General features: G+C 59.2%; 17 protein-coding genes. 8 read left to right on the top strand and 9 right to left on the bottom strand.

Going from position 1 to position 22,188, the window contains the following annotated elements; all coding sequences use genetic code 11:
- Positions 1 to 31: 31 nt before the first annotated feature.
- Positions 32 to 1,186, bottom strand: a complete 1,155-nt coding sequence (locus EX00_RS25905; RefSeq protein ID WP_047464340.1) for a glycosyltransferase — start codon at positions 1,184 to 1,186, stop codon at positions 32 to 34.
- A gap of 368 nt (positions 1,187 to 1,554) precedes the next feature.
- Here EX00_RS25905 and EX00_RS25910 point away from each other — a divergent pair, with 368 nt between their 5' ends.
- A complete protein-coding gene (locus EX00_RS25910) occupies positions 1,555 to 2,631 on the top strand; it encodes an alpha/beta hydrolase (protein ID WP_404944043.1) in 1,077 nt (358 codons plus the stop codon).
- A 68-nt stretch (positions 2,632 to 2,699) separates the two neighbouring features.
- Here the strand turns inward: EX00_RS25910 and katG are convergent, their stop codons facing one another.
- On the bottom strand, positions 2,700 to 4,898 hold the full coding sequence (gene katG, locus EX00_RS25915; RefSeq protein WP_047464344.1) for a catalase/peroxidase HPI: 2,199 nt from the start codon (positions 4,896 to 4,898) through the stop codon (positions 2,700 to 2,702).
- A gap of 238 nt (positions 4,899 to 5,136) precedes the next feature.
- Here katG and EX00_RS25920 point away from each other — a divergent pair, with 238 nt between their 5' ends.
- From EX00_RS25920 to EX00_RS25935, 4 genes are all read left to right on the top strand, one after another.
- Positions 5,137 to 6,111 (top strand): hydrogen peroxide-inducible genes activator, encoded by a 975-nt coding sequence (locus EX00_RS25920; protein WP_047464346.1) that lies wholly within the window; start codon positions 5,137 to 5,139, stop codon positions 6,109 to 6,111.
- A 233-nt stretch (positions 6,112 to 6,344) separates the two neighbouring features.
- On the top strand, positions 6,345 to 7,661 hold the full coding sequence (locus EX00_RS25925; protein WP_047464348.1) for a TadE/TadG family type IV pilus assembly protein: 1,317 nt from the start codon (positions 6,345 to 6,347) through the stop codon (positions 7,659 to 7,661).
- On the top strand, positions 7,658 to 8,188 hold the full coding sequence (locus tag EX00_RS25930) for a TadE/TadG family type IV pilus assembly protein (protein WP_047464351.1): 531 nt from the start codon (positions 7,658 to 7,660) through the stop codon (positions 8,186 to 8,188). The genes EX00_RS25925 and EX00_RS25930 overlap by 4 nt, the downstream gene beginning before the upstream one ends.
- Positions 8,185 to 8,769 (top strand): TadE/TadG family type IV pilus assembly protein, encoded by a 585-nt coding sequence (locus tag EX00_RS25935; protein ID WP_047464353.1) that lies wholly within the window; start codon positions 8,185 to 8,187, stop codon positions 8,767 to 8,769. The genes EX00_RS25930 and EX00_RS25935 overlap by 4 nt, the downstream gene beginning before the upstream one ends.
- 36 nt (positions 8,770 to 8,805) lie before the next feature.
- On the opposite strand, the gene EX00_RS25940 is transcribed toward EX00_RS25935, so the two are convergent.
- Positions 8,806 to 9,969 (bottom strand): M20 aminoacylase family protein, encoded by a 1,164-nt coding sequence (locus EX00_RS25940; RefSeq protein ID WP_047464355.1) that lies wholly within the window; start codon positions 9,967 to 9,969, stop codon positions 8,806 to 8,808.
- Positions 9,970 to 10,581: 612 nt separating this feature from the next.
- Here EX00_RS25940 and EX00_RS25945 point away from each other — a divergent pair.
- The 3 genes from EX00_RS25945 to EX00_RS25955 all read left to right on the top strand — a co-directional run bounded on the left by EX00_RS25945 (position 10,582) and on the right by EX00_RS25955 (position 14,286).
- On the top strand, positions 10,582 to 12,288 hold the full coding sequence (locus tag EX00_RS25945) for a peptide ABC transporter substrate-binding protein (protein ID WP_047464357.1): 1,707 nt from the start codon (positions 10,582 to 10,584) through the stop codon (positions 12,286 to 12,288).
- A 74-nt stretch (positions 12,289 to 12,362) separates the two neighbouring features.
- Positions 12,363 to 13,373 (top strand): ABC transporter permease, encoded by a 1,011-nt coding sequence (locus EX00_RS25950; RefSeq protein ID WP_047464359.1) that lies wholly within the window; start codon positions 12,363 to 12,365, stop codon positions 13,371 to 13,373.
- Positions 13,366 to 14,286, top strand: coding sequence for an ABC transporter permease (locus EX00_RS25955; RefSeq protein WP_047464361.1), 921 nt, complete (start codon positions 13,366 to 13,368; stop codon positions 14,284 to 14,286). Before EX00_RS25950 ends, EX00_RS25955 begins: the two co-directional genes overlap by 8 nt.
- 38 nt (positions 14,287 to 14,324) lie before the next feature.
- On the opposite strand, the gene EX00_RS25960 is transcribed toward EX00_RS25955, so the two are convergent.
- The 6 genes from EX00_RS25960 to EX00_RS25985 all read right to left on the bottom strand — a co-directional run bounded on the left by EX00_RS25960 (position 14,325) and on the right by EX00_RS25985 (position 22,185).
- Positions 14,325 to 15,071 (bottom strand): GntR family transcriptional regulator, encoded by a 747-nt coding sequence (locus EX00_RS25960; RefSeq protein WP_047464362.1) that lies wholly within the window; start codon positions 15,069 to 15,071, stop codon positions 14,325 to 14,327.
- A 62-nt stretch (positions 15,072 to 15,133) separates the two neighbouring features.
- On the bottom strand, positions 15,134 to 16,483 hold the full coding sequence (locus EX00_RS25965; protein WP_404944042.1) for an aspartate aminotransferase family protein: 1,350 nt from the start codon (positions 16,481 to 16,483) through the stop codon (positions 15,134 to 15,136).
- Complete coding sequence (locus EX00_RS25970) at positions 16,480 to 17,556, bottom strand: phosphotransferase (RefSeq protein WP_047464364.1); 1,077 nt, start codon at positions 17,554 to 17,556, stop codon at positions 16,480 to 16,482. Before EX00_RS25970 ends, EX00_RS25965 begins: the two co-directional genes overlap by 4 nt.
- A 112-nt stretch (positions 17,557 to 17,668) precedes the next feature.
- Positions 17,669 to 19,096, bottom strand: coding sequence for an amidase (locus EX00_RS25975; protein ID WP_047464365.1), 1,428 nt, complete (start codon positions 19,094 to 19,096; stop codon positions 17,669 to 17,671).
- A 16-nt stretch (positions 19,097 to 19,112) separates the two neighbouring features.
- Positions 19,113 to 20,465 carry an aspartate aminotransferase family protein gene (locus EX00_RS25980; protein ID WP_047464542.1) on the bottom strand — a complete coding sequence of 451 codons (1,353 nt, stop codon included), beginning with the start codon at positions 20,463 to 20,465 and terminating at the stop codon, positions 19,113 to 19,115.
- 40 nt (positions 20,466 to 20,505) lie between these two features.
- Positions 20,506 to 22,185 (bottom strand): ABC transporter ATP-binding protein, encoded by a 1,680-nt coding sequence (locus EX00_RS25985; RefSeq protein ID WP_052210955.1) that lies wholly within the window; start codon positions 22,183 to 22,185, stop codon positions 20,506 to 20,508.
- Positions 22,186 to 22,188: the final 3 nt, after the last annotated feature.

A 22,188-nucleotide genomic window follows, 5' to 3' on the forward strand; every position in this document is an offset into this window, starting at 1 on the left:
ATCTGTCGCGGCGGGGCGCAGTTGCCCCCGCCTAGGAAAACTCCTTCGCAGCGACGCGCAAGGCATCGGCATGCACATCGACAACCCGCTCGGTGTCGAAGCTATCTATGAAGCTTTGTCTGTACTCGGCATGGGACAATTCATCCTGCAGGTTGTCGCAATAATATATCATTGCCTTGACCAGCTCATCGCCACCGCTGACCGGAACGAGAAGTCCCAGGCGCCTGTCCACGAGAATATCACTCGGACCGAACTCACAGTCGGTCGATATGACCGGCAGGCCGAACCTCAAAGCCTCGCATATCGCCAGTGACCAGCCCTCCCAGCGCGATGTCGACACGTAAACGTCACTGGTGGACAATGCCGGCTGTGGATTATCGGGATGATGCTCGATGCTCACCACGTCCTCGAGTTCCAGTCGTCTGATTTGATCGCGCAGTTCCGACTCGCCGGCGCCGTAGCCGACGACCTTCAACTTGACGTTCTTGCGAACCTTGCAGAGCTCGGCAAATGCGTCCAGCAGGATGTCCTGCCCCTTTTGATAGGAAAATCGGCCGACATTCACAAAGGTAACGTAGTTTACTTCGTCGACGGGTTTGCTTTTTAGGGAATCAAACTTTCTGACGGGATTTGGCAGCCAGTATTGCGGGGTCTTGCTGGCAAACATGGCTTTAAATGATTGAAGTTGCTTGGGCGAGGTGCCGAAGACATAGGAGAGGCGCTTGATGAAATAGATCTTCATTAGAAAGAACAGGATCTTGGCTTTCAGGTGGCTCGGCTCCAGTCGTGGATTGCCATGCAGATGCATGGCAAAGTTCCTTCGGATTCCCAGGCAGGCTATCATGCAGATAACCGTCGGCTCGATCTGCGGGACGACGATAAGGCCGTAGTCCCTGCTTTTGAACACGCTCCTCAAGATAGACATCAACTCGCGTCTATTGTGCGCAATTCTATCGATCGTATTGTAGCTTTGCTTTCCGGCTGGCCGGTTTTTGTGCTGAGACGTATAGAGGACGTCGATCTCGAAATCGGCCGCGTATTTCTCCGACAGGGCAGAGCAGATCGTATCGACCACGCGCTCAATGCCCGCGAAAGAGCTTGTACCCGGTTGAATATACAGGATTTTTATGCGTCCGCGAGTGGGTGTTTGTTCTTTCCCGCTCGGCAATTCGGTTTTCATCTGCATGCGCGCGTCCCGTTCCAACTGACAGACCAGCATAGTAGGGTGCAGAGTACAACAATAATAATAAATGGCGAGTGCCTCCAGTATTATTCTGGAAAGAAAAAGTAATATTCGAAACCTGAAATTCGATAAGTATCTCTCCTAGCTGAATAGCCTATAAAATGGATTTTGCTGCTGATTGGAAAATGATGGAAGCCTTGCCGACACCTTGCATCGGGCTTGGGTAGAGGACCGTCTCTCGATGGCCGCTTCAATTCGTTGACGTATGAGTCAATGAATCATTTGAATGGCACCCATGTGCATGGTAATGCCGTTGCGTACCAACCGGAGGCAGAGGCCAGAGAATGAAAAGATTTAGCCTGCTTCTGATAATGGCCATCCTCACGTCATGTGCGAGCCGCCCAGGACCTGATGTATTGGAAACGGTTTCCAAAGCGCCGGTAACGACGAATGCGATTACGGTCTATTCGGCAACGACCCGGCCAAGAAAAGATCCGGCGCAGAATATTTTCACGAATGGACGGTCGATTTCAACGAACTATGCCCAGTTCACGATCTCCATCCCTCCGACCCATAAGAGCGGCCAGATAGAATGGCCCCACCCGAAACCTGACCCGCAGAAGACATTCGCGGTCACTGGACAGGCCGTCCTCGGCCGAGAGAGTTTTTTGAAGGCGCTTCCCGACAAGGGCGGAGAGCGCCGGGTTGTCGTCTTTGTCCACGGGTATAATTACAATTTTCAGGAATCCCTGTTTCGCCTTGCTCAGTTGAGAGCGGATTCAAATCTCCCGGCCGTGCCGATCTTGTTCTCATGGCCGTCGCAAGCGGCGCTGGCAGGCTATATAGCCGATAAGGATTCAGCCACATTTTCACGGGATAACTTGACGCAGCTTCTCATCGATCTCACGCGGGATCGCAGACGCGGCGAAGTTATGGTGTTCGCTCACAGCATGGGTGGCTGGTTGACCACCGAGGCTCTCAGGCAATTGAAGCTGGAAGGCCGCGAGGACGTCCTGGCCAAGCTTGCAGTGGTGCTGGCGGCCCCGGATATAGATGCCGATGTGTTTATCTCGCAGCTGAATGTGATCGGCAAAATGTCTCCTCCTCTGACGGTCCTCGTCTCGCGAGATGATCGCGCGCTGGAAGCCTCGACATTTTTGGGAAGCGGCGTGCCCCGCGTCGGTGCGCTTGATGTCAGGGAAGAATTCGTCCGCGAGGCGGCAGTCAAAGCTGGTGTCCGGCTGATCGACATTTCAGAGCTCAAAGCGTCCGATCCAGGCAATCATGATCGTTTCATCGCCCTGGCGTCGATGAATCCGAATTTTGATGCCGGCACGAATGGAAAAACGAACGCGGTCGGAAAGGCCGGAGCCTTCGTCTTCAATGCCATCGGCGCAACAATATCCAGCCCTTTCCGCCTGGCTAGCCGAGCGGTCAATCCGCAATAAGCTTGATCGCCACATGAATCGGGCGCGGCTGGAACCCAGCCGCGCCCGAGCGTATTTCTGTCCGGAGATCAGACGAGATCGAAGCGATCCGCGTTCATCACCTTCGTCCAGGCCGACACGAAGTCACGCACGAACTTCTCCTGCGTATCGCCCTGGCCATAGACCTCGGCAAGCGCCCGAAGCTGGGAGTTGGAGCCGAAGACGAGGTCGACACGGGTGCCGGTCCACTTGATTTCGTCGGTGGCGCGATCGCGTCCCTCGAACACAAATTTCGAGTCCGGGGAGGCCTTCCACGCCGTGCCCATGTCGAGCAGGTTGACGAAGAAATCGTTGGTCAGCGTTTCAGGGCGCGTGGTGAAAACGCCATGTTGTGACTGTCCGGCATTGGCGTTCAACACGCGCAAGCCGCCGACCAGGACCGTCAATTCGGGCGCAGTCAGCGTCAGCAGCTGTGCCTTGTCGATCAGCAACTCCTCGGGCGAAATGGAATATTCGCCCTTCTGATAGTTGCGGAACCCATCGGCGATTGGCTCCAGAACGGCAAAGGAGTCCACATCGGTCTGCTCCTGCGTCGCGTCGGCGCGACCCGGCGTGAACGGCACTTCGATGTCGTGACCGGCATTCTTCGCAGCCTTTTCGACAGCGGCAGAGCCGGCAAGGACGATCAGGTCCGCGAGCGACACCTTCTTGCCGCCAGAATGGGCATCGTTGAATGCCTTCTGGATGCCCTCAAGTGTTGCGAGCACGGTTGCGAGCTGGGCAGGCTGGTTGACCTCCCAATCCTTCTGTGGCGCAAGACGGATGCGCGCGCCGTTCGCGCCGCCGCGCTTGTCGGAGCCGCGGAAGGTTGAGGCCGAGGCCCAGGCAGTCGAGACCAGCTGCGAGATGGGCAGTCCCGAGGCAAGGATCTTGTCCTTGAGGTCGGCGATGTCCTTGGCGTCGATCAAAGGGTGATCGACAGCCGGGAGCGGATCCTGCCAGATCAATTCCTCGGCCGGAACCTCCGGGCCGAGATAGAGTACGCGAGGACCCATGTCGCGGTGGGTCAGCTTGAACCAGGCGCGGGCAAAGGCATCGGCGAACTGATCCGGATGTTCGAAAAAGCGCCTCGAAATCTTTTCGTAGGCGGGGTCGATGCGCAGGGCAAGGTCCGTGGTCAGCATGGACGGCGCGTGGCGCTTGGACGGGTCATGTGCGTCCGGCACGGTACCGGCGCCGCCGGCATTCTTCGGCGTCCACTGATGCGCGCCGGCCGGGCTCTTCGTCAATTCCCAGTCGAAGCCGAACAGGTTTTCGAAGAAGTTGTTGCTCCATTTCGTCGGTGTCGTGGTCCAGATGACTTCCAGGCCGCTGCCGATTGCGTCGCCGCCCTTGCCGGTTCCGAAGCTGCTTGTCCAGCCAAAGCCTTGTTCCTCGATGCCGGCTCCCTCGGGATCGACACCGACATGCGCGGCATCGCCGGCACCATGGGTCTTGCCGAATGTATGCCCGCCGGCGATGAGGGCGACGGTTTCCTCATCGTTCATGGCCATGCGCGCGAAGGTCTCGCGGATGTCGCGGGCGGCGGCAAGCGGATCGGGGTTGCCGTTCGGGCCTTCCGGATTGACATAGATCAGGCCCATCTGCACGGCGGCGAGAGGCTTTTCGAGATCGCGATCACCGGAGTAACGCTTGTCGGCAAGCCAAGTATCCTCGGCGCCCCAATAGACGTCTTCCGCCGGCTCCCAGACATCGGCGCGGCCACCGGCAAAGCCGAAGGTCTTGAAGCCCATCGATTCAAGGGCGACGTTGCCGGTGAGGATCAGCAGGTCGGCCCAGGAGATCTGGTTGCCGTATTTCTGCTTGATCGGCCAGAGCAGGCGGCGTGCCTTATCGAGGTTCACGTTGTCCGGCCAGCTGTTGAGCGGGGCGAAACGCTGCTGGCCTTCTCCCGCGCCGCCGCGGCCGTCGCCGGTGCGGTATGTGCCAGCGCTGTGCCAGGCCATGCGGATGAAAAGCGGGCCGTAGTGACCGAAGTCGGCCGGCCACCAATCCTGCGAATCGGTCATCAGCGCGAAGAGGTCCTGCTTCAGGGCCTCCAGGTCGAGCTTCTTGAACTCCTCGGCATAGTTGAATGCCGTGCCCATCGGGTTCGACAGGGAGGAATTCTGATGGAGAATCTTGAGGTTCAGCTGGTTCGGCCACCAGTCCCGGTTCGACCGACCGCCATGGGACGTGTGCGTGTGCACGACGGGACATTTGCCCGCGTTGTCGACTTTCGTATCCATAATTCTCTCCCTTGAGATTCTTTGAATTGAGCTGGTCAGAGGAAGACCTTCCTGAGGCGAACGAGCTTGGGGCGTCGGCGTTCTGGATAGTCTGGACATCAACGAAATGCGCACTGTCAGCGACGACTGTATGGGCCGCATGTGACAGTGACGCATCTCATCTCTGCTTTAAGCACTATAGCTAAGCCCCATCATTAATTTAAGTTGGATTTTCTGATCGTCGCGATAAGGTAGGGTTATGACAAATCTAACACTGAAGCAGTTCCGCTATTTCGAGGCTTTGGCACGACAAGGCCATTTCGGACGTGCGGCCGATGCCTGTGCCATCTCTCAGCCCGCTCTGTCGATGCAGATCAAGGAGCTGGAGGAAACGCTGGGCACGGAGCTCTTCGAAAGAGGTGCGCGCCAGGTCCGGCTGACCAGCTTCGGAGAGGCATTTGCACTGCGGGTGCGCGAGATCCTGCGTTCGGTCGACGAACTGGGTGATCTGGCGCGGGCCTCGCAGGACCGGCTGGTGGGGCGGCTGCGGATCGGCATTATCCCGACGGTCGCGCCCTATCTGTTGCCCGCTATCATCGGCAATCTCACCCGCCTGCATGATGGGCTTGAGATCCATGTGCGCGAGACGCTGACCTCGAAGCTGGTTCAGGAGCTGGCGGAGGGCCGGCTCGACACGGCAATTGTCGCTTTGCCGGTCTCCGAGCCGTCGTTGACGGAGGTTGCGTTGTTCTCGGAGAATTTTGTGCTGGTCCGGCCAGGCGAAGATGAGGGCAAGCCAGTGCCCAATCGTGAAGCGCTACGTGAAATGAGGCTGCTGCTGCTCGAGGAGGGGCATTGCTTTCGCGATCAGGCCTTGTCGTTCTGCAATATACACTCGGCGCTGCCGCGGGAATTGATGGACGGCAGCTCCCTGTCGACGCTGGTCCAGATGGTCAGCGCCGGGATTGGCGTCACCTTGATCCCGGAAATGGCCGTGGGCGTGGAGACGCGCTCGGCGTCCGTGTCCGTGGCACGCTTCCAGACTGCCCAGCCCTCGCGAACAATCGGCATGATCTGGCGCAAGACAAACCCCCTGGCCAAGCAATTCCTGCAGATTTCCGAAGTCGTTCGCCAGTCAGCCGATACGATGCGCGCGCAATACAATCCGATATCGCCGACCCAGGAGCCCGGACTTGACGGCCACGGCGTGCGGGCGGCGGGGGGCCTCAATTAATCAGATTTGGCAGCAGGGCACGTACAGGAATATTTTCGCTACATCTAACTCTACTGCGAGATGCAAGGTATAGCTTATTACTAAGATACGTAATGCGATATAATATACAATTTACGCAGAAAGTCGTTTGCCAATGTTATAATTTTATCCGGTATTTGTAAGAATCCATGAAAGATTAATCTTCATCGGTTCGTAGTGGCATCACTTTTTCGTAATTTAAGTGATGGTGGTTCTTGAAGCTGGATTATTTACCCAACCGATTCTTCGCTATATTTCGTGCACTGGGAAGAAACAGGGGCGGCAACGTCGCCATCGTTGTTGCCCTCACCATGGTGCCGATGCTCCTCGCGGTCGGTGCCAGCTTCGACTATATTCGGGCCTATAATGTCCGGCAGAGCATGCAGAGCGATCTTGACGCGGCCCTGATCGCCGCGGTCAAGAATGTCGACGGCGGTAACACGGATGCCCTCAAGCAAAAAGTTTCCGATTGGTTCCATGCTCAGACGGAAAGCAGCTATTCTCTCGGTGATATCGAAATCGATACGACTAACCATCGCATAACGGCGACGGCGAGCGGCACTGTTCCCACGACCCTGATGAAGATCGCCAATATCAATACCGTTCCCGTCAGCGTCGCCAGCGCCGTCAAGGGACCGGCATCGTCCTACCTCAACGTCTACATCGTCATCGACAAATCCCCGTCGATGCTGCTGGCGGCGACGACCGCGGGTCAACAGGCCATGTATAAGGGCATCGGATGTCAGTTCGCCTGCCATACGGGCGATAAGCAAACTGTCGCAGGTGCGAAATACGCCAACAATTACGCCTATAGCACCGCAAAGAACATCAAGCTGCGGGCCGATGTTGCCGTGGATGCCGTTCATGAAGTGATCGACATGATCAATACCAATGACAAGACTCATGAGCGGATCAAGGTCGGGCTGTACAGTCTGGGCGATACAATCACGGAAGTTTTGGCGCCAACCCTGGACACCACTGCCGCTAGTAATCGCGTGGATTCGGACCTTACAAGCGCAACCTCGACGACCTATACCTATTTTGACGTCTCGCTGGCGGCGCTGAAGAATAAAGTCGGAACAGGCGGAGACGGCTCCTCTTCGGCGTCGCCGCTTAAATTGGTGCTGTTGTTGACCGACGGCGTTCAATCGCAGCGCGAATGGGTAACCAGTGGTGCGCAATCTCAGCCGAAGGTGGCACCGCTCAATCCGGATTGGTGCAATTACATAAAAAAACAGTCCGCCACCATGGCGGTTCTTTATACCGAATATCTGCCGATCACCACGGACTGGGGTTACAACGCAACCGTGGGCATGAGCATGGCGAGCGCCAATTGGAAAAGCACTTGGGGTGGCACCATGGAACGCGGTGTGTCCACCAGCATTTCGCGGCTGGACTACATCCCCTATGCGCTATCTGACTGCGCGTCCTCGAAAAGTCTGTTCATGTCTGCGTCGTCTGCGACGGATATTACGGCCGGCCTGTCGGCGCTCTTCACGCAATACCTTGCCTCCGTTCGGCTGACCCAATGATGCGAAGAAGGTCGTTTGCATCGTTCCGCCGCCTCCTTGCCGATCGGAAAGGCGTGGCCGCGATCGAGTTTGCGCTTTTGGCTCTGCCGTTGTTCATGTTGATATTCGCGATCATCGAGATATCGCTGATGTTTTTCGTCAACTCCGCGCTGGATGCATCGGTTCAAAAGATTTCCCGGATGATCCGCACCGGAGAAGTCGCCTCGTCGAAGACCACCCAAGCCGCTTTCAAGGCCAAAATCTGCGACGATATGCTCTTCTCGTTCAGCTGTTCCGCCAATCTTTTGGTCAAGGTCGACATACTCTCCAATCTATCGTCCGCCACCAGTGCCAATCCCATCAACGCCAGCGGCAATCTCGCCGTCACCGAGACCTATAATATCGGCAAGGGCAGCGATTTCGTTCTGGTCCAGGCATTCCTGCCCTGGGATGCCGTCGTCAACTTCTTCACGTTTTCGAGCAACAAGATGGCCGACGGTCGCTATCTGCTCGGATCCTCCGTTCTGTTCCGCAACGAGCCCTTCTGATCATGAAACGGAGCCTGCCCATTTACCGGTTCGTCGAACTCTGTCTTCACCGTCTGACGCGCGATCGGTCCGGCACTTCGGGTGTGGAATTCGCAATCGTCTTGCCAATCCTGCTGCTGCTGCTTGTTGGAACCGTCGATCTCGGCCACGCACTCACGGTCAGCCGGAAGATCGATGAGATCGCTTCCACCACGGGGGATATGATTTCGCAGCAAGGCGCCTGGACGAAATCCGATGTCGCCAATCTTCTTTCCGGTTCCAGCTTCATCCTGCAGCCTTATGATACCACGGGGCTCACGATCACGGTCGCGGTGGATGATATCAGTAAAAGCGGTAACGCGACGGTCAACTGGTCTGCTGCTCTCAATACGTCCGCCCTTAGCTATGGAGCTGCAACACCGATCGATGTGCCCTCGCAGATCAAGGAAGTAGGCGTGCAGGTCGTGCTAACCCGGGTGCAATACACATTGACGACGCCAGTCTCGGCGCTCTTTGCAAGCTTTACCGGAACAAACGGCTATAGTTTCGACCGCCATTTCTTCAATCGGCCGAGAGCCGGGAACACGATCAGCTATAAATAACTTCGCTTCATCCAGCTTTTCAGCCCCCGCGTCAGATCATGCGGCGAGGGCTTTTTCGGCCATCGTCACCCAATAGCTGATTCCATAGGGCAGCACCTCGTCGTTGAAATCGTAAGCTGGATGGTGAAGGCCGGCGGTGTCGCCATTGCCGATGAAGATGAAGGCGCCGGGGCGCGATTCCAGCATGTAGGAAAAGTCCTCCGCTCCCATGCGTGGCGCCACGTTGGCGTCGACGCTGGAAGCGCCCGCAACCGAGCCTGCGACGCCGATCGCGAATTCCGTTTCGTTTTCATGATTGACGGTGACCGGGTAACCACGATGGTAGTTGACCTCCGCCGTTGCGCCATGCGCCATCGCGGTCGCCTGCGCCACTTCCTTGAGGCGTTTTTCGGCGAAGTCGCGCGTTTCGGGCAGAAGCGTGCGCACCGTTCCCGTCAAGGTGACGAAGCTCGGAATGACGTTATGGGCCGTGCCGCCATGGGTCGTGGTCACGGAGATGACCAGCGATTTCAGCGGGTCCATTCCGCGCGAGACGATCGATTGCAGGGCAATCACCACATGGGCGGATGTCAGAACGGGATCGATCGAGAGATGCGGGGCTGCGGCATGGCTGCCATTGCCGTTGATGGTGATCTCGAAACTGTCGGCCGCCGCCATGAGCGATCCCTTGCGGATCGCAAAGCTGCCGACCGGCATGCCGGGCGAATTGTGCATGCCGTAGACTTCGCTGATGCCGAACTTGTCCATCATGCCGTCATCGAGCATGGCCAGCGCGCCAGCGCCTCCTTCTTCGGCAGGCTGGAAGATCACCGCGATCGAGCCTCTGAAGTTGCGGGTTTCCGCCAGATATTGCGCGGCACCCAGAAGCATGGCGGTATGGCCGTCATGGCCGCAGGAATGCGCCTTGCCGGGCACTTTCGACGTCCATGGCTTGCCGCTGGTTTCGGTGATCGGCAGGGCGTCCATGTCGGCACGGAAGCCGATCGTCGGCCCGTCGCCATGTCTGCCCTTGATGATGCCGACCACGCCGGTCTTGCCGAGACCAGTCTCGACGATGTCGCAGCCAAACGCCCTTAATTTCTCCGCGACGAAGCTTGATGTCTCGTGGACATCGTAGAGTAGCTCCGGCGTCTCATGCAAATGGCGCCGCCAGCCGGCGACTTCTTCCTGCATCTCTGCGGCACGGTTCAATATCGGCATCGTCTATCCTCAATCGTCCGGGTCTGTGGGATATGGCGGTATATTGCGCTGCGAAAATCTGATTTTGCAAGCTTCAACTTTCATTCTTGAACGAAAAATAGGCCTGTGCTTAGATGGCTCAAAATTTGAGCATCGCCTTTAACGCGAGTGCTAATAAACGGGAACAATGATAGCAGGCAGCGGCCAAAGAGAGTTTCAGCGCGCATAAATGGTCGGGCCTTAAAAGAATAAAAACTGAGCGATTTCAGGAGGTTATCATTCTGTCGATTTGCGAGGATCCGGTGGCGGTCGTGGATGGCCTACGCCTGAAGCGTTCGGGACAACCAAAGGGCGCGAAAGCCTATATGGTCGTCAAACCATTGGCTCACGCAGCCTCCCGGCCTTTGTCGCCGCGGACCTCTCGTCCTATTCCATCCTGCAATACGACATTCATGCATGCTGCGATATCGGCCTGTGACGGGCCGAGGCCAGGATCATGATTGCGCAAATTCGTGTCCTGACAAGCCGCCTTTCGGTGGATGGGCACTCTCGGAAACAAGCCTTTTCGACGCGGCATTTGGGATATGTCGCGTCGATCACTCAACACACAAGAATCACATAGGGGAAATCAAGATGAAGAGACGCAATATCCTTCTTGCCAGCGTGGTTGCGGCATTCGCCATGGCAGGTTCCACCGCCCATGCGGAACGCGGCGGTGATGGCGAGCTGAAGATCCTGTTCTGGCAGGCTGTTTCAACGCTCAATCCATATCTCTCCGGCGGTACCAAGGAAGTCTACAGCTCGTCCATGGTCATCGAACCGCTGGCCCGCTACGACGAAACGGGCAAGCTCGTGCCGATGCTGGTGACGGAGATCCCCACTTTGGAAAACGGCGACATTGCGCCGGATATGACGAGCATGGTCTGGAAGCTGAAGCCGGATCTCAAATGGTCTGACGGCACGGATTTCACTGCGGATGACGTGGTCTTCACCTGGAAGTATTGCACGGCGCCGGATGGCGGCTGCGCGCAGAAGGCGCAGTATGAGGGTATCAAGTCGGTGGAAGCCGTCGACCCCCACACCGTCAAGATGACCTTCACCGAGCCGAAATATTACCCCTATGGCGCTTTCGTCGGTGGCCAGTCGCCCATCATCCAGAAGGCGCAGTTCAAGGATTGCGTCGGAGCCGCTGCTCCCGGCTGCACATCCGCCAATTTCGGCCCGATCGGCACCGGCCCCTTCGTCGTCAAGGAGTTCAAGCCGAACGACGTTATTACCTTCACAGCCAACAAGAATTACCGCGATCCGGCCAAGCCTGCCTTCGCCACCGTAACGCTCAAAGGCGGCGGCGATGCGGTCTCCGCGGCCCGCGCGGTGCTTGAAACCGGCGAATACGACTATGCCTGGAACATGCAGGTCGAGCCGGAAATTCTCGCAACCATGGTGGCAGCCGGCAAGGGCGAGCTTGTGACGGCCTTCGGATCACAGGTCGAACGTATCAACCTCAACCATTATGCCGTCGACCCGTCGCTTGGCGAAAAGCGCTCGACCAAGGAAGCCGGCCCGCATCCGTCATTGTCGGACCCGGCCGTTCGCCGCGCATTGTCGATGGCGATCGATCGCGACGTCATCAACGAGGCTGGATATGGCGCGGCCGGCAAGCCGACCTGCAATATCGTGCCAGGCCCGGAGGTTTATGCGTCGACGGCGAACGACTGGTGCCTGAAGCCGGATGTCGATGGCGCAAACAAGCTCCTGGACGAGGCCGGTTGGGTCAAGGGTTCGGACGGCATCCGCGCCAAGAACGGCGTGAAGCTCTCCTTCCTCTACCAGACATCGACCAACTCCGTGCGTCAGGCCACCCAGGCGCTGGTCAAGGACATGTGGGCTCAGATCGGCGTTGCCGCGGAACTGCGCAATGTCAGTGCCTCCGTCTTCTTCGGCGGCGATCCCGCCAGCCCGGATACGTTCCAGAAATTCTATGCCGACGTCGAGATGTACACCAACAACTTCGACGGCACGGACCCGGAAAAATATCTGGCGGAATGGCTGTGCAACCAAATTCCCGCCCCCTCGAACGGTTGGCAGGGGCAGAACATGCCGCGCTACTGCAATCCGGAATATGAGAAGCTTGTCACTGAACTGTCGAAGACGGCCGATCTCGCCAAGCGCGCGGAAATTGCCAAGAAAGCCAATGACATGCTGACGGAGGAGGGCGCTCATATCCCGCTCATCTACCGCGGCCAGGTCTCGGCGCGCTCCGCCACCCTCGAAGGCGTCAGGATCAACGGTTGGGATTCCGAACTTTGGAACGTCGCTGACTGGTCCCGCAAGAAGTAAGACGCAGCGATCGCCGGTTCCGTCTTCTGACGGAGCCGGCGTTTTGCGTCGCCTGAAGGACTGGAGACATTCCGATGTTTAACTTTACCCTGCGACGGCTGTTCTTTGCCGTGCCGACATTGCTTGTTATCAGCTTTGTCATTTTTGCTCTTCTCGACCTCGCGCCCAATAATCCGACCGGCGATCTGCCGCTGACGATCCCGCCGGAGGTCCGCGAACAGATCCGCGCAGCACTTGGTCTCGATCAGCCCTTCCTGATCCGTTATCTCAGATGGTTGCATCAATTCTTCATCAATGAACCGCTGAATATTCTCGAGCAGATCACCGGCTGGCAGTTCGGTGATGGCCATAGACTGCGGGTGCTCTCCTGGGCAACACGCAGCCCGGTGGTCGATCTTGTCGTCCAGCGCATGCCGCAAACATTGTGGGTGGTGGGTCTCTCCTACCTCTTCGGCGTATTGCTGGCGATCCCGATCGGCGTTCTCTCCGCCTACAAACAATATTCGATCTTCGACCAGATCGGCACCTTCATTTCCATGGTTGGTTATTCCGTGCCAACCTTCTTCACCGGCGTGCTGCTGATCGTTGTCTTCAGCTCTTATTTGCACTGGTTTCCATCGGTCTACGACACCAATCTGCGCGTGACGGACTGGTCGAGCTTTGTGGCGCAGATCAAACAGATGTTCCTGCCGGTCATGGTGCTGACGCTTTACAACGTCTCGCATATCAGCCGCTTCGTGCGCGCCTCCATGCTCGACAACCTGCATCAGGATTATGTCCGTACCGCGCGCGCCAAGGGCGTCAAGGAAAAGACCGTGCTTCTGGTGCATGTGCTGCGCAACAGCCTGATACCGGTCGTGACCGTTATCGCGCTGGGCGTGCCGACGATTTTTTCCGGCGCCATCATCACCGAACAGGTCTTTCGGGTGAACGGCCTTGGCCAGCTTTTGATCGTGGCCGTGCAGGGCGGGGATATCCCAATGGTTCAGACCCTGACCTTCATCTTCGCGGTGCTGATCGTTCTCTTCAACCTGATTGCCGACGTGCTTTACGGCATTCTTGACCCGAGGATCCGTTATGACTGACGTAACAGCAATCCCGACGGCGGCCTTGACCGCGCCGCCACGCTCGATCATGGCCGCCACATGGCGGCAATTTCGCGCTCACAGAGGCGGCTTTGCCGGCCTGATCGTCTTCATATTCATCCTGCTGGTCGTCTATGTCGGCCCAATCATCCACAGCGTCGATCCGAACAAGATCGACATTCGCGCCAAGAACCAGGGACCATCCCTCCTTCACCCCTTCGGCACGGACAATCTCGGCCATGACATGCTTGCGCAGGTGATGGCGGGCGGGCGTATTTCTCTGGCGGTCGGTATCACCGCGATGCTGCTGGCGCTTCTGCTCGGAACCTTGGTCGGCGTCCTCTCAGGCTATTTTCGGCGTCTCGACGGACCTCTCATGCGCCTGACGGACCTGTTTCTGGCCCTGCCGCTCCTGCCTCTGTTGCTGGTCATCATCATGCTCTTCCGCGACACGCTCCGTGCCTATTTCGGCCCGGAAACCGGAATTTTCATCCTGATCGTCTTCGTCATCGGCGTCACCAGCTGGATGCATACCGCCCGCATCGTGCGAGGCGACGTCCTGGCGGTGAAACGGCTGGAGTTCGTCATGGCGGCCAGAAGCAGCGGCATGCGGGAATACCGGATCATCCTGAAGCATATCCTGCCGAACGTCATGAGCTCCATCATGGTGTCGGCAACGCTCGGCATTGCCTCCGCGATCATCACCGAATCCGCGCTGAGCTTTCTGGGGCTTGGCTTCCCGTCGGACTTTCCGACATGGGGACGTCTGCTATTTGATGGCGCAAGCTTTCTGCAGCTCACGCCGTCCCGCGTGCTATGGCCCGGCCTTGCCATTTCGCTGACGGTCTTGAGCGTCAACTATCTCGGCGATGCGGTCCGCGATGCGCTCGATCCGCGCATGCTGAAAAGCTGAGGGGAAAAGAGCCTGTAGAGGCTGCACGGCAGCAGCCTCTAGCCCCTCGGCGTCAACAGGGCGTCGAGGATGCCGGCGTTTTCTTCCTGCACGACGATACCCGGATCTTCAGCAACGACGAAGGCCAGGACCTGTTCGATATCGTCGAGATGTTGACGCAATAGCCTGTAGGCCTCGTCCTCGTTACGCGTGCGGATGGCCTCGTAGATGGCGCGGTGTTCTTCCACGACCTCGTCGAAATAGCCTGACTTCGGGTAGGCGCGGCGGCGGACGCGGTCGAGCTGGCCGGTGGCGTTGCGGATCGTGTGCCAGACATTGGGGAAGCCCGCAGCCCTGCTGATCAGCTGATGAAAGGCGTTGTCGACGGAAAAGGCTTCGTCGTAGTCCTGCCGCTTGGCGGCGTCTGCCTGCCGGAACATCAGGAGATCGAAATCCTTTTCGAAGACCGGATCATAGGTCCGGGCGGCGAGGCGGACCATCCGCAGTTCCAGACTGGAGCGGACGATCTGCCCTTCGATGACGCCACGAACGGAGATCTTGCTGATGAAGGTGCCGCCGCTCGGAACGACATTGACCAGTCCCTCCTGGGCGAGCCGCAGCACGGCTTCGCGCATGGGAGTTCGGGAGATACCGAGCTTTGCGCAGGTCTCCTTCTCACTCAGCATGGTTCCCGGCTCGAGCGCCATGGTGATGATGGCGTCACGTATGACGTTGTAGGCCCATTGTGCTTTTGGCTGACCGTTGCCGTCAGGCCGTAACTCAGGCCGCTTGATGCGCGCATTCACCCGAAATGGTCTCCTCTCCCAGATATTTTGGTTTTATCATCCGGCTGGCCCCGGCCTGTTCTTCATACAATGTCTGTAAGCACGCTCTCCAGCGTTTCCAGAAAGATATCGGCGTGTTTGCGCGAAAATGGCAAGGGCGGCCGGATTTTCAGGACGTTTCCGTGGATTCCGGCGGCGCTGATCAGCACGCGGCGAGCTCGAAGCCCATTGACGACGGCGAGCGCCAGCGCTCCATCCGGCGTGCGGCTTTCGCGATCCTTGACGAATTCCAGCCCGAGGAACAGGCCCGCGCCTCGGACATCCCCAATGCAGGCGAACTTCCCTTGCAGCGCCCGCATGCCCGCAAGCATGTGCTCGCCGGTCGTGGCGGCGTTCTCCATCAACTTCTCGTCGCGGATGACATCCAGTACGGCGCTGGCTGCGGCGATCGAGACATGATTGGCGCCGAAGGTGTTGAAGTAGCGGACGTCCTTGCCGAACCGTTCCTGGACCTCGGCCTTCATCACGGCGGCGGCGATCGGCATGCCGTTGCCCATCGGCTTGCCCATCACGGCGATGTCCGGCACGATCCCATGGCGCATGAAGCCCCACATGTGAGAGCCGGTGCGGCCGAAGCCGGGCTGGACCTCATCGGCGATATAAAGCGCGCCGGCCTCATGGACCACGGCGAGCGTCTTTTGCAGGAAGCCCGCCGGATCCGGCAGGATACCGTCCGTCGAAAAGATGCTGTCGGCGATGAAGGCAGCGGGGCGGATGCCGTGGCGGCGCATGAAGGCGATTGCTTTGCTCACGTCCTCGGCAAGCGCGTTCCCCACGTCACGGCCTTCGGCGCGATAGGCGTCCGGCGCTGGAACGGTCATCACATGCGGGCCAAGCGGAACGCCGGCGCCCAGCGACGGTGAAATCTCGGCGGCGGCAGTGGTGACGCCATGATAGGCGTTCTCGGTGATGATGATGCCCGTTCCGCCGGTATGGTGACGGGCCATGCGCAAGGCCAGATCGACCGCCTCGCTGCCGGTGCAGGTATACATCACCCGCTCGATCTCGTCGGGGAAGGTGGCGAGCAACCGCTCGGAATAATCGAGGATGGTGTCGTCCAGATAGCGCGTGTGCGTGTTGAGGATGGCGGCCTGCCGGGCGACGGCTTCCACGACACGCGGATGGCAATGGCCGACCGAGGGTACGTTGTTGTAGACGTCGAGATGCGCCTCACCATCCGCGTCATAGAGCCATACGCCCTCCGCGCGCACCACATGCAGCGGATTGTCGTAGAACAGCCGGTAGGAGGGGCCGAGCAGAGCTTGCCGCCGCTCCACCATCCGGCGTTCGCGTTCGGGCAGGGTGGCCAGTTTCGACGCGTCAAAACCGTTGATCATGACGGGCGCGGTTTTTGCGGTTTCGGGGGGCGTCATGGCTGTCTGTTTCCTTGCTGGCAGGCTGCGGTGAGCCGCGCGACGATTGTTTCGACCGGAATGGCGTCGAGGCGGGCGAGTTGTGCCCAGACTGTCGGGCTGTTGCGGACATAGAAGTCCCGGTTTTCCGGGAAGAGCCCGGCCCGCCACTGCGGAATGGCGAGACGCATGACCATGCGCGTGAGGATGGCGGGATAGATGGCCGCAATCTCCTGTTCTGTCAGGCTGATAAGCGTCGAATATTCCTCGAGGAAATCGCAGATCGCCTCGACCGGGTCCGCGGCGTCGCCCATCTGGTAGGCGGCTCCCACCGCGACATCGAACACTCTGGGCGCATGTACCATGTCGCCGAAATCGATGATGCCGCTGACCGTCTCCGGTGTGTCGGGATCGACGAGGATGTTCTCCATGTTGAAATCATTATGCACCACCTGCGCAGGGAGCGAGGCCATGACGGGCAGGATCTGTTTTTCGAAATTGTCCATTGCCGTTTCCAACCGGCGGCGCTGCTCCGGATCGGAGAAGACCGACAGCAGATCGCGCACGCCGATGGCGTGCTGCATATCCCATGTGATGCGGTGACCGGCCGCCTGATGCGCGAAGCTGGCAAGTGCTATCTGCATACGCGCCAGCAGCGCGCCGACATTGCGGCGCTGTCTTGGAGAATGCGGTGCAGCCTTCTGGGCGATGCCCGGCAGGAAGGTCACCATCCGCACGCCGCGTGTGCCACCGTCCGCGTCGGTCATACGGAAATCCGCTTCGCCATCCAGCGTGCGAATGATGCGCTGCACCGGGATACCGGGATCGACAGCCTCGACATGCAGCAGTGCCTGGCTGTGCATCGAGGTCATGCCGGGATCTTCGGCGGGATTGAGGACCTTGAAGAGATATTCCCGCCCGTCCGGCAACGTTAGCCGATAGTTCGAATCCTTTTCTCCCCACAGCCATTCGACACGGCCGTCCAGCCCATATTTGTCGCGGGCGATGGCTTCGGCTTGATCGGCGGGTATGGCCGCCGCATCCGTTTTCAATTCGGCACCGATACCGGCATCGCGGGTGGAACTGCGTAACATGGGTTTCCTCTGTTTTTGTGTGCTCTGGGTCGGGCGCGGATGCCCCACATCCGCGCCCGACCGGCCTTCCTCTCCACGATCGTGAAAGGGAGGTTTATCTGCTGAAATACCACTACAGCGCGCGGGGCGCCGAAGGGAATTTTTCCGGAAAGGCCGCCTGATAGGCGGCGGCAAGTTTCAGCACGATATCGTCGCGATAGCGTGGGCCGACAAATTGCAGCCCGATCGGCAGGCCGCCCGCGTCGAAGCCGCAGGGAACCGAAACGGCCGGCTGTCCCGTCATGTTGAAGGGATAGGTGAATGGCGACCAATCCGACCAGTCCTTGCCTTCGATACCGCCAGGGAAATCGACACCGGCCTCAATGGCTGTCGTCGGCATGGTCGGCAGCATCAGCGCATCATATGTTTCGTGGAACCGCGCCATCCTCACCTTGAGGTCGGCCCGCACCTGTTCCGCGATCACATAGTCGATCGCGGTCAAAGCGCTGCCCTTGGCGTGAATGCGCAGAAGGCCGGGATCCATCAACTTTTTCTGTTCCTCGGTGGGATTGGCAAGATCCACCGTCCGCGCTTCCGCCGCATACCAGAGGGCCAGCAGCGCGTCCTGCGGATTGGAAAAGCCGGGATCGACCTCCTCGACAATGGCGCCCATCTCGGCCAGGCGGGATGCCGCCCGCTCGATGGCGGCCGCTACCTCCGGCTGGACTTGCGCGTAGCCGAGATTGCGGGTGTAGCCGATCTTCAGCCCCTTGACGTCGGCACCTTGGATGACTTCCCGCCAGTCCGGAACGGGCGTGGGGCAGTAGCCGTACATGGCATCCGGCGTCGGCCCGGTGGTGGCGTTGAGGAACAGCGCCGCATCTTCCACGGTGCGTGTCAGCGGGCCGCGATGGGCGAGTTCGAACAGCGGCGAGGGCGTATCGGACGGTATCCAGCCATAGGTCGGCTTGATGCCGAATACGCCGCAGAAGGATGCGGGAATGCGGATCGATCCGGCACCGTCGGAGCCCTCATGCAGCACGCCCATATTGAGCGCGGCAGCCACCGCCGCACCACCTGATGAGCCACCGGAGGCGCGATCGGTACGCCATGGATTGAGCGTGTTGCCGAATGCGGGGCCGTGGGTGACGCCCTTCCAGCCGAATTCTGGCGAGGCGGTGGTGCCGAGAATGGTGACCCCGGCACCGCGCAGGCGCTTCATGATCAGGAATTCCTTCTCGGAAGGTTCCTTCGAGCCGAGCGCCGAGCCGCGCCGCCATGGAATACCCTTGACGGGCGTCAGCTCCTTGATGGTGGTCGGGGCGCCGTCGATGGGGCTGAGTGGCTCGCCTTTCTGCCAGCGAGCCTCCGATTCCCTGGCGGCCACTAGCGCCATCTCCGGCACGACATAGGCAAAGGCATTGACCGACGGATTGAAGCGCTCGATGCGCTCAAGCGAGGCCTTGGCGGCCTCCACGGGGGAAGCCCGTCCGGATGCGAAAAGCGCTGACAGTTCCGCGGCACTCATTTCGCCGAGATCTGTTTTGACCGATGTATCCATGATTGCCAAATCCCCATCAGGCTCTTGTTTTTTCGACCGCGTCGAGCGCGCGACCGACGGCATTGAACATGTCGTCGATCTGCTCGGCGGTGATGATCAGCGGCGGGCAGAAGCAAAGCGCTTCGCCGATATTGCGCGAGATCACACCCTCTTCCTCAAGGGCCGCCGAAACGGCAGCGGCCGCATCGCCAGGCTTGGCGTCGTCCCACGGCTTGATTTCCAGCGCGCCAATGAGCCCGACGCCGCGCGACGAATGCGCCAATGGGTGTTTTGCAAGCTCCGCAAGCCGGCCGAGGAATTTCTCCTCCAGGCGCGCGGCATTGCCGACCAGATCGCGCTCCTGAATGATCTTCAGATTCTCAAGCCCAACCGCCGTTGCAACCGGATGCCCCGAAGCCGTGAAGCCGTGGCCGAATACGCCGATGCGCTCGGATTCGTCGGCGATCGGCTGATAGAAGGCGTCGTTCATGATGATCGCCGAAAGCGGCATGTAGGAGGACGAGATCTGTTTCGAGACGATCAGTACGTCCGGCTTGATATCGTAGGTCTCGCAGGCAAACATCTTGCCGGTGCGGCCGAAACCGCAGATCACCTCGTCGGCGACCAGCAGGATATCGTATTTCTTCAGGATCGCCTGCACGCCTTCCCAGTAACCGGCAGGGGGAACCAGAACGCCGCCGGCGCCCATGACCGGCTCACCCCAGAAGGCGGCGATGGTTTCGGGACCTTCTTTGAGGATCAGCTCTTCCAGATCGGTGAGGATCCGAGCCGTGAAATCGGCTTCGCTTTCGCCGTCCTTTCCGAAATGCACATAGGACGGGCAGGATGTATGGACCATCCGGTCGAGCGGCAGGTCGAAGCTTTCGTGGTTGCGTGGCAGGCCAGTAATCGATGCGGCCGCGATCGTGACGCCGTGATAGCCCTTGATGCGGCCGATGATCTTCTTCTTGTCCTTGTTGCCGAGCGCATTGGAGCGATACCAGACCATCTTGCAGGCGAGATCGTTGGCTTCGGAGCCGGAGGAGGTGAAGTGAACCTTCGACATCGGTACCGGCGCGATCTTGATGAGCAGTTCGGCAAGATCGATCGAAGGACCATGGGTCTTGTAGGAGAAGGTGTGGTAGTAGGGCAGCTTCTCCATCTGAGCCTTGGCGACTTCCGCCAGGCGCTTCTCGCCGAAGCCGAGCGCCACGGACCACAGGCCGGCCATGCCCTCGATATAGCGTTTTCCATTGTTGTCGGTGACATAGATGCCGTCGCCGGATTCGATCACCAGACCGCCGGTCTTTTCATATTTGCGCAGGTTGACGTTGGGATGCATCTGATAGGCGATGTCCCGGCCTTCGATGGAATTGGACATGATACGCATGTGCAGTGGCTCCTTTGGCTCTTCAGCCGTCCGTTCAAATTCAAGCATGTTTTGACATCATCCGCGATCCCCGGTCCCGACCGGGGATCGCCTCGATCAGGCTCTGGGTGTAGGCATGTTTTGGCGTTGTGAAGATTTCCGCACCGGTGCCAAGTTCGACCACCTGACCCTTCTGCATCACCATGACACGGTCGCAGATTTGCGCGGCGACGCGCAAGTCATGCGTGATGAAAACCAGCGATAGGTCGAGCTCCTTCTTCAGCTTGCCCAGAAGCTCCAGCACCTGCGCCTGGATGGACACGTCGAGCGCGGATACCGCCTCGTCGGCGATGATGATTTCAGGCTCAAGCGCCAACGCCCGCGCGATGCCGATCCGCTGACGTTGGCCACCGGAAAATTCATGTGGGAACCGGTTCGCACCCTTCGGATCAAGACCAACCATCTCCATCAGTTCGGCGGCGCGTGTCAGCGCCTTTTTCTCGTTTTCGCCATAGGCGATCGGACCGTCGGCGATAATCCGCCCGACCTTTTCGCGCGGATTGAGCGACGAGAAGGGGTCCTGGAAGATCATCTGCATGCGTCGGCGCATGGCGCGCAGCTCTGCGCCCTTCAAATGTGCCATGTCCTTGCCGCCGAGCAGAACGCGGCCGCCATCCGGGTCCTGAAGGCGCACGAGACAGCGCCCGACCGATGACTTACCGGAGCCGCTTTCCCCGACAATGCCGAGCGTCTCGCCGCGCCCCAAGGTGAAGGTCACGCCTTTGACCGCATCGACGGATTTAGGTTTCGAAAACAGCCCACCGCCCATGCGATAGATCTTGGTGAGATTTTCGACCGACAATACCGTTTCGCGTTGCGGCTGAGAGACGCTGCCACCGCTCGGCTTCGGGATCGCGGCGATCAGCTTTCTCGTATAGGGATGCCGTGGCGAATACAGCACGTCCTCCGCCGGGCCTTGCTCGACGATACGGCCGAGTTGCATGACGGTGACATAATCGGCGATCTCAGCCACCACGCCGAAATCATGGGTAATGAACATCACCGCCATGTTGCGCTCGGTCTGCAGGCGGCGGATCAGTTGCAATATCTGCGCCTGGGTGGTGACGTCGAGCGCGGTCGTAGGCTCGTCGGCGATCAGCACCTGCGGCTCCAGCGCCAGTGCCATGGCGATCATGACGCGTTGCCGCTGACCGCCGGAGAGCTGGAATGGATAGGAGCCCGCGGCACGCACAGGGTCCGGCAGGCCGACCTCGGTGAGCAGATCGAGCGCTCTCGCCTTGCGCTCCCTGGGGGTCAGCAGCCCATGTGCCTCAAACACCTCTTCGATTTGCGCCGACACCTTCATCAGCGGGTTCAGCGCCGACATCGGCTCCTGGAAGATCATCGCCACGCGCCGGCCGCGGATGCCGTAAAGCTGTTCGGGTTGCAGTTGTAGGAGGTCGACGCCGTCAAGCAGGATGCGTCCTTGAGCGACGCGAACCGTTTCGGGCAGAAGTCCCATCAGCGCGTTGGCCGACATCGACTTGCCGGAACCGCTCTCGCCGACGACGCATAGCATTTCTCCCGGATGCAGCCGGAAGCTGACGCGGTCCACCGCATAGGGCCGGTCCGCGCCTTCCGGCAGCGCGATGCTCAGCCGGTCGATATGCACTACCGGTTCGCCGCGTTCGATGCGGTCCGGATGGATGTCGACGTCGAAAGATATCTCTTCGGTCATCATGCC

Origin of the sequence: Martinezella rhizogenes, from assembly GCF_000799715.1 — a bacterium.
Lineage (GTDB): Bacteria > Pseudomonadota > Alphaproteobacteria > Rhizobiales > Rhizobiaceae > Rhizobium > Rhizobium rhizogenes_C.

Coding starts and splice junctions, on each gene's coding strand:
- EX00_RS25905 (WP_047464340.1), bottom strand. CDS start 1,186: ATGCAGATGAAAACCGAATTGCCGAGCGGGAAAGAACAAACACCCACT.
- EX00_RS25910 (WP_404944043.1), top strand. CDS start 1,555: ATGGCCATCCTCACGTCATGTGCGAGCCGCCCAGGACCTGATGTATTG.
- katG (WP_047464344.1), bottom strand. CDS start 4,898: ATGGATACGAAAGTCGACAACGCGGGCAAATGTCCCGTCGTGCACACG.
- EX00_RS25920 (WP_047464346.1), top strand. CDS start 5,137: ATGACAAATCTAACACTGAAGCAGTTCCGCTATTTCGAGGCTTTGGCA.
- EX00_RS25930 (WP_047464351.1), top strand. CDS start 7,658: ATGATGCGAAGAAGGTCGTTTGCATCGTTCCGCCGCCTCCTTGCCGAT.
- EX00_RS25940 (WP_047464355.1), bottom strand. CDS start 9,969: ATGCCGATATTGAACCGTGCCGCAGAGATGCAGGAAGAAGTCGCCGGC.
- EX00_RS25945 (WP_047464357.1), top strand. CDS start 10,582: ATGAAGAGACGCAATATCCTTCTTGCCAGCGTGGTTGCGGCATTCGCC.
- EX00_RS25950 (WP_047464359.1), top strand. CDS start 12,363: ATGTTTAACTTTACCCTGCGACGGCTGTTCTTTGCCGTGCCGACATTG.
- EX00_RS25955 (WP_047464361.1), top strand. CDS start 13,366: ATGACTGACGTAACAGCAATCCCGACGGCGGCCTTGACCGCGCCGCCA.
- EX00_RS25965 (WP_404944042.1), bottom strand. CDS start 16,483: ATGACGCCCCCCGAAACCGCAAAAACCGCGCCCGTCATGATCAACGGT.
- EX00_RS25970 (WP_047464364.1), bottom strand. CDS start 17,556: ATGTTACGCAGTTCCACCCGCGATGCCGGTATCGGTGCCGAATTGAAA.
- EX00_RS25975 (WP_047464365.1), bottom strand. CDS start 19,096: ATGGATACATCGGTCAAAACAGATCTCGGCGAAATGAGTGCCGCGGAA.
- EX00_RS25980 (WP_047464542.1), bottom strand. CDS start 20,465: ATGCGTATCATGTCCAATTCCATCGAAGGCCGGGACATCGCCTATCAG.
- EX00_RS25985 (WP_052210955.1), bottom strand. CDS start 22,185: ATGATGACCGAAGAGATATCTTTCGACGTCGACATCCATCCGGACCGC.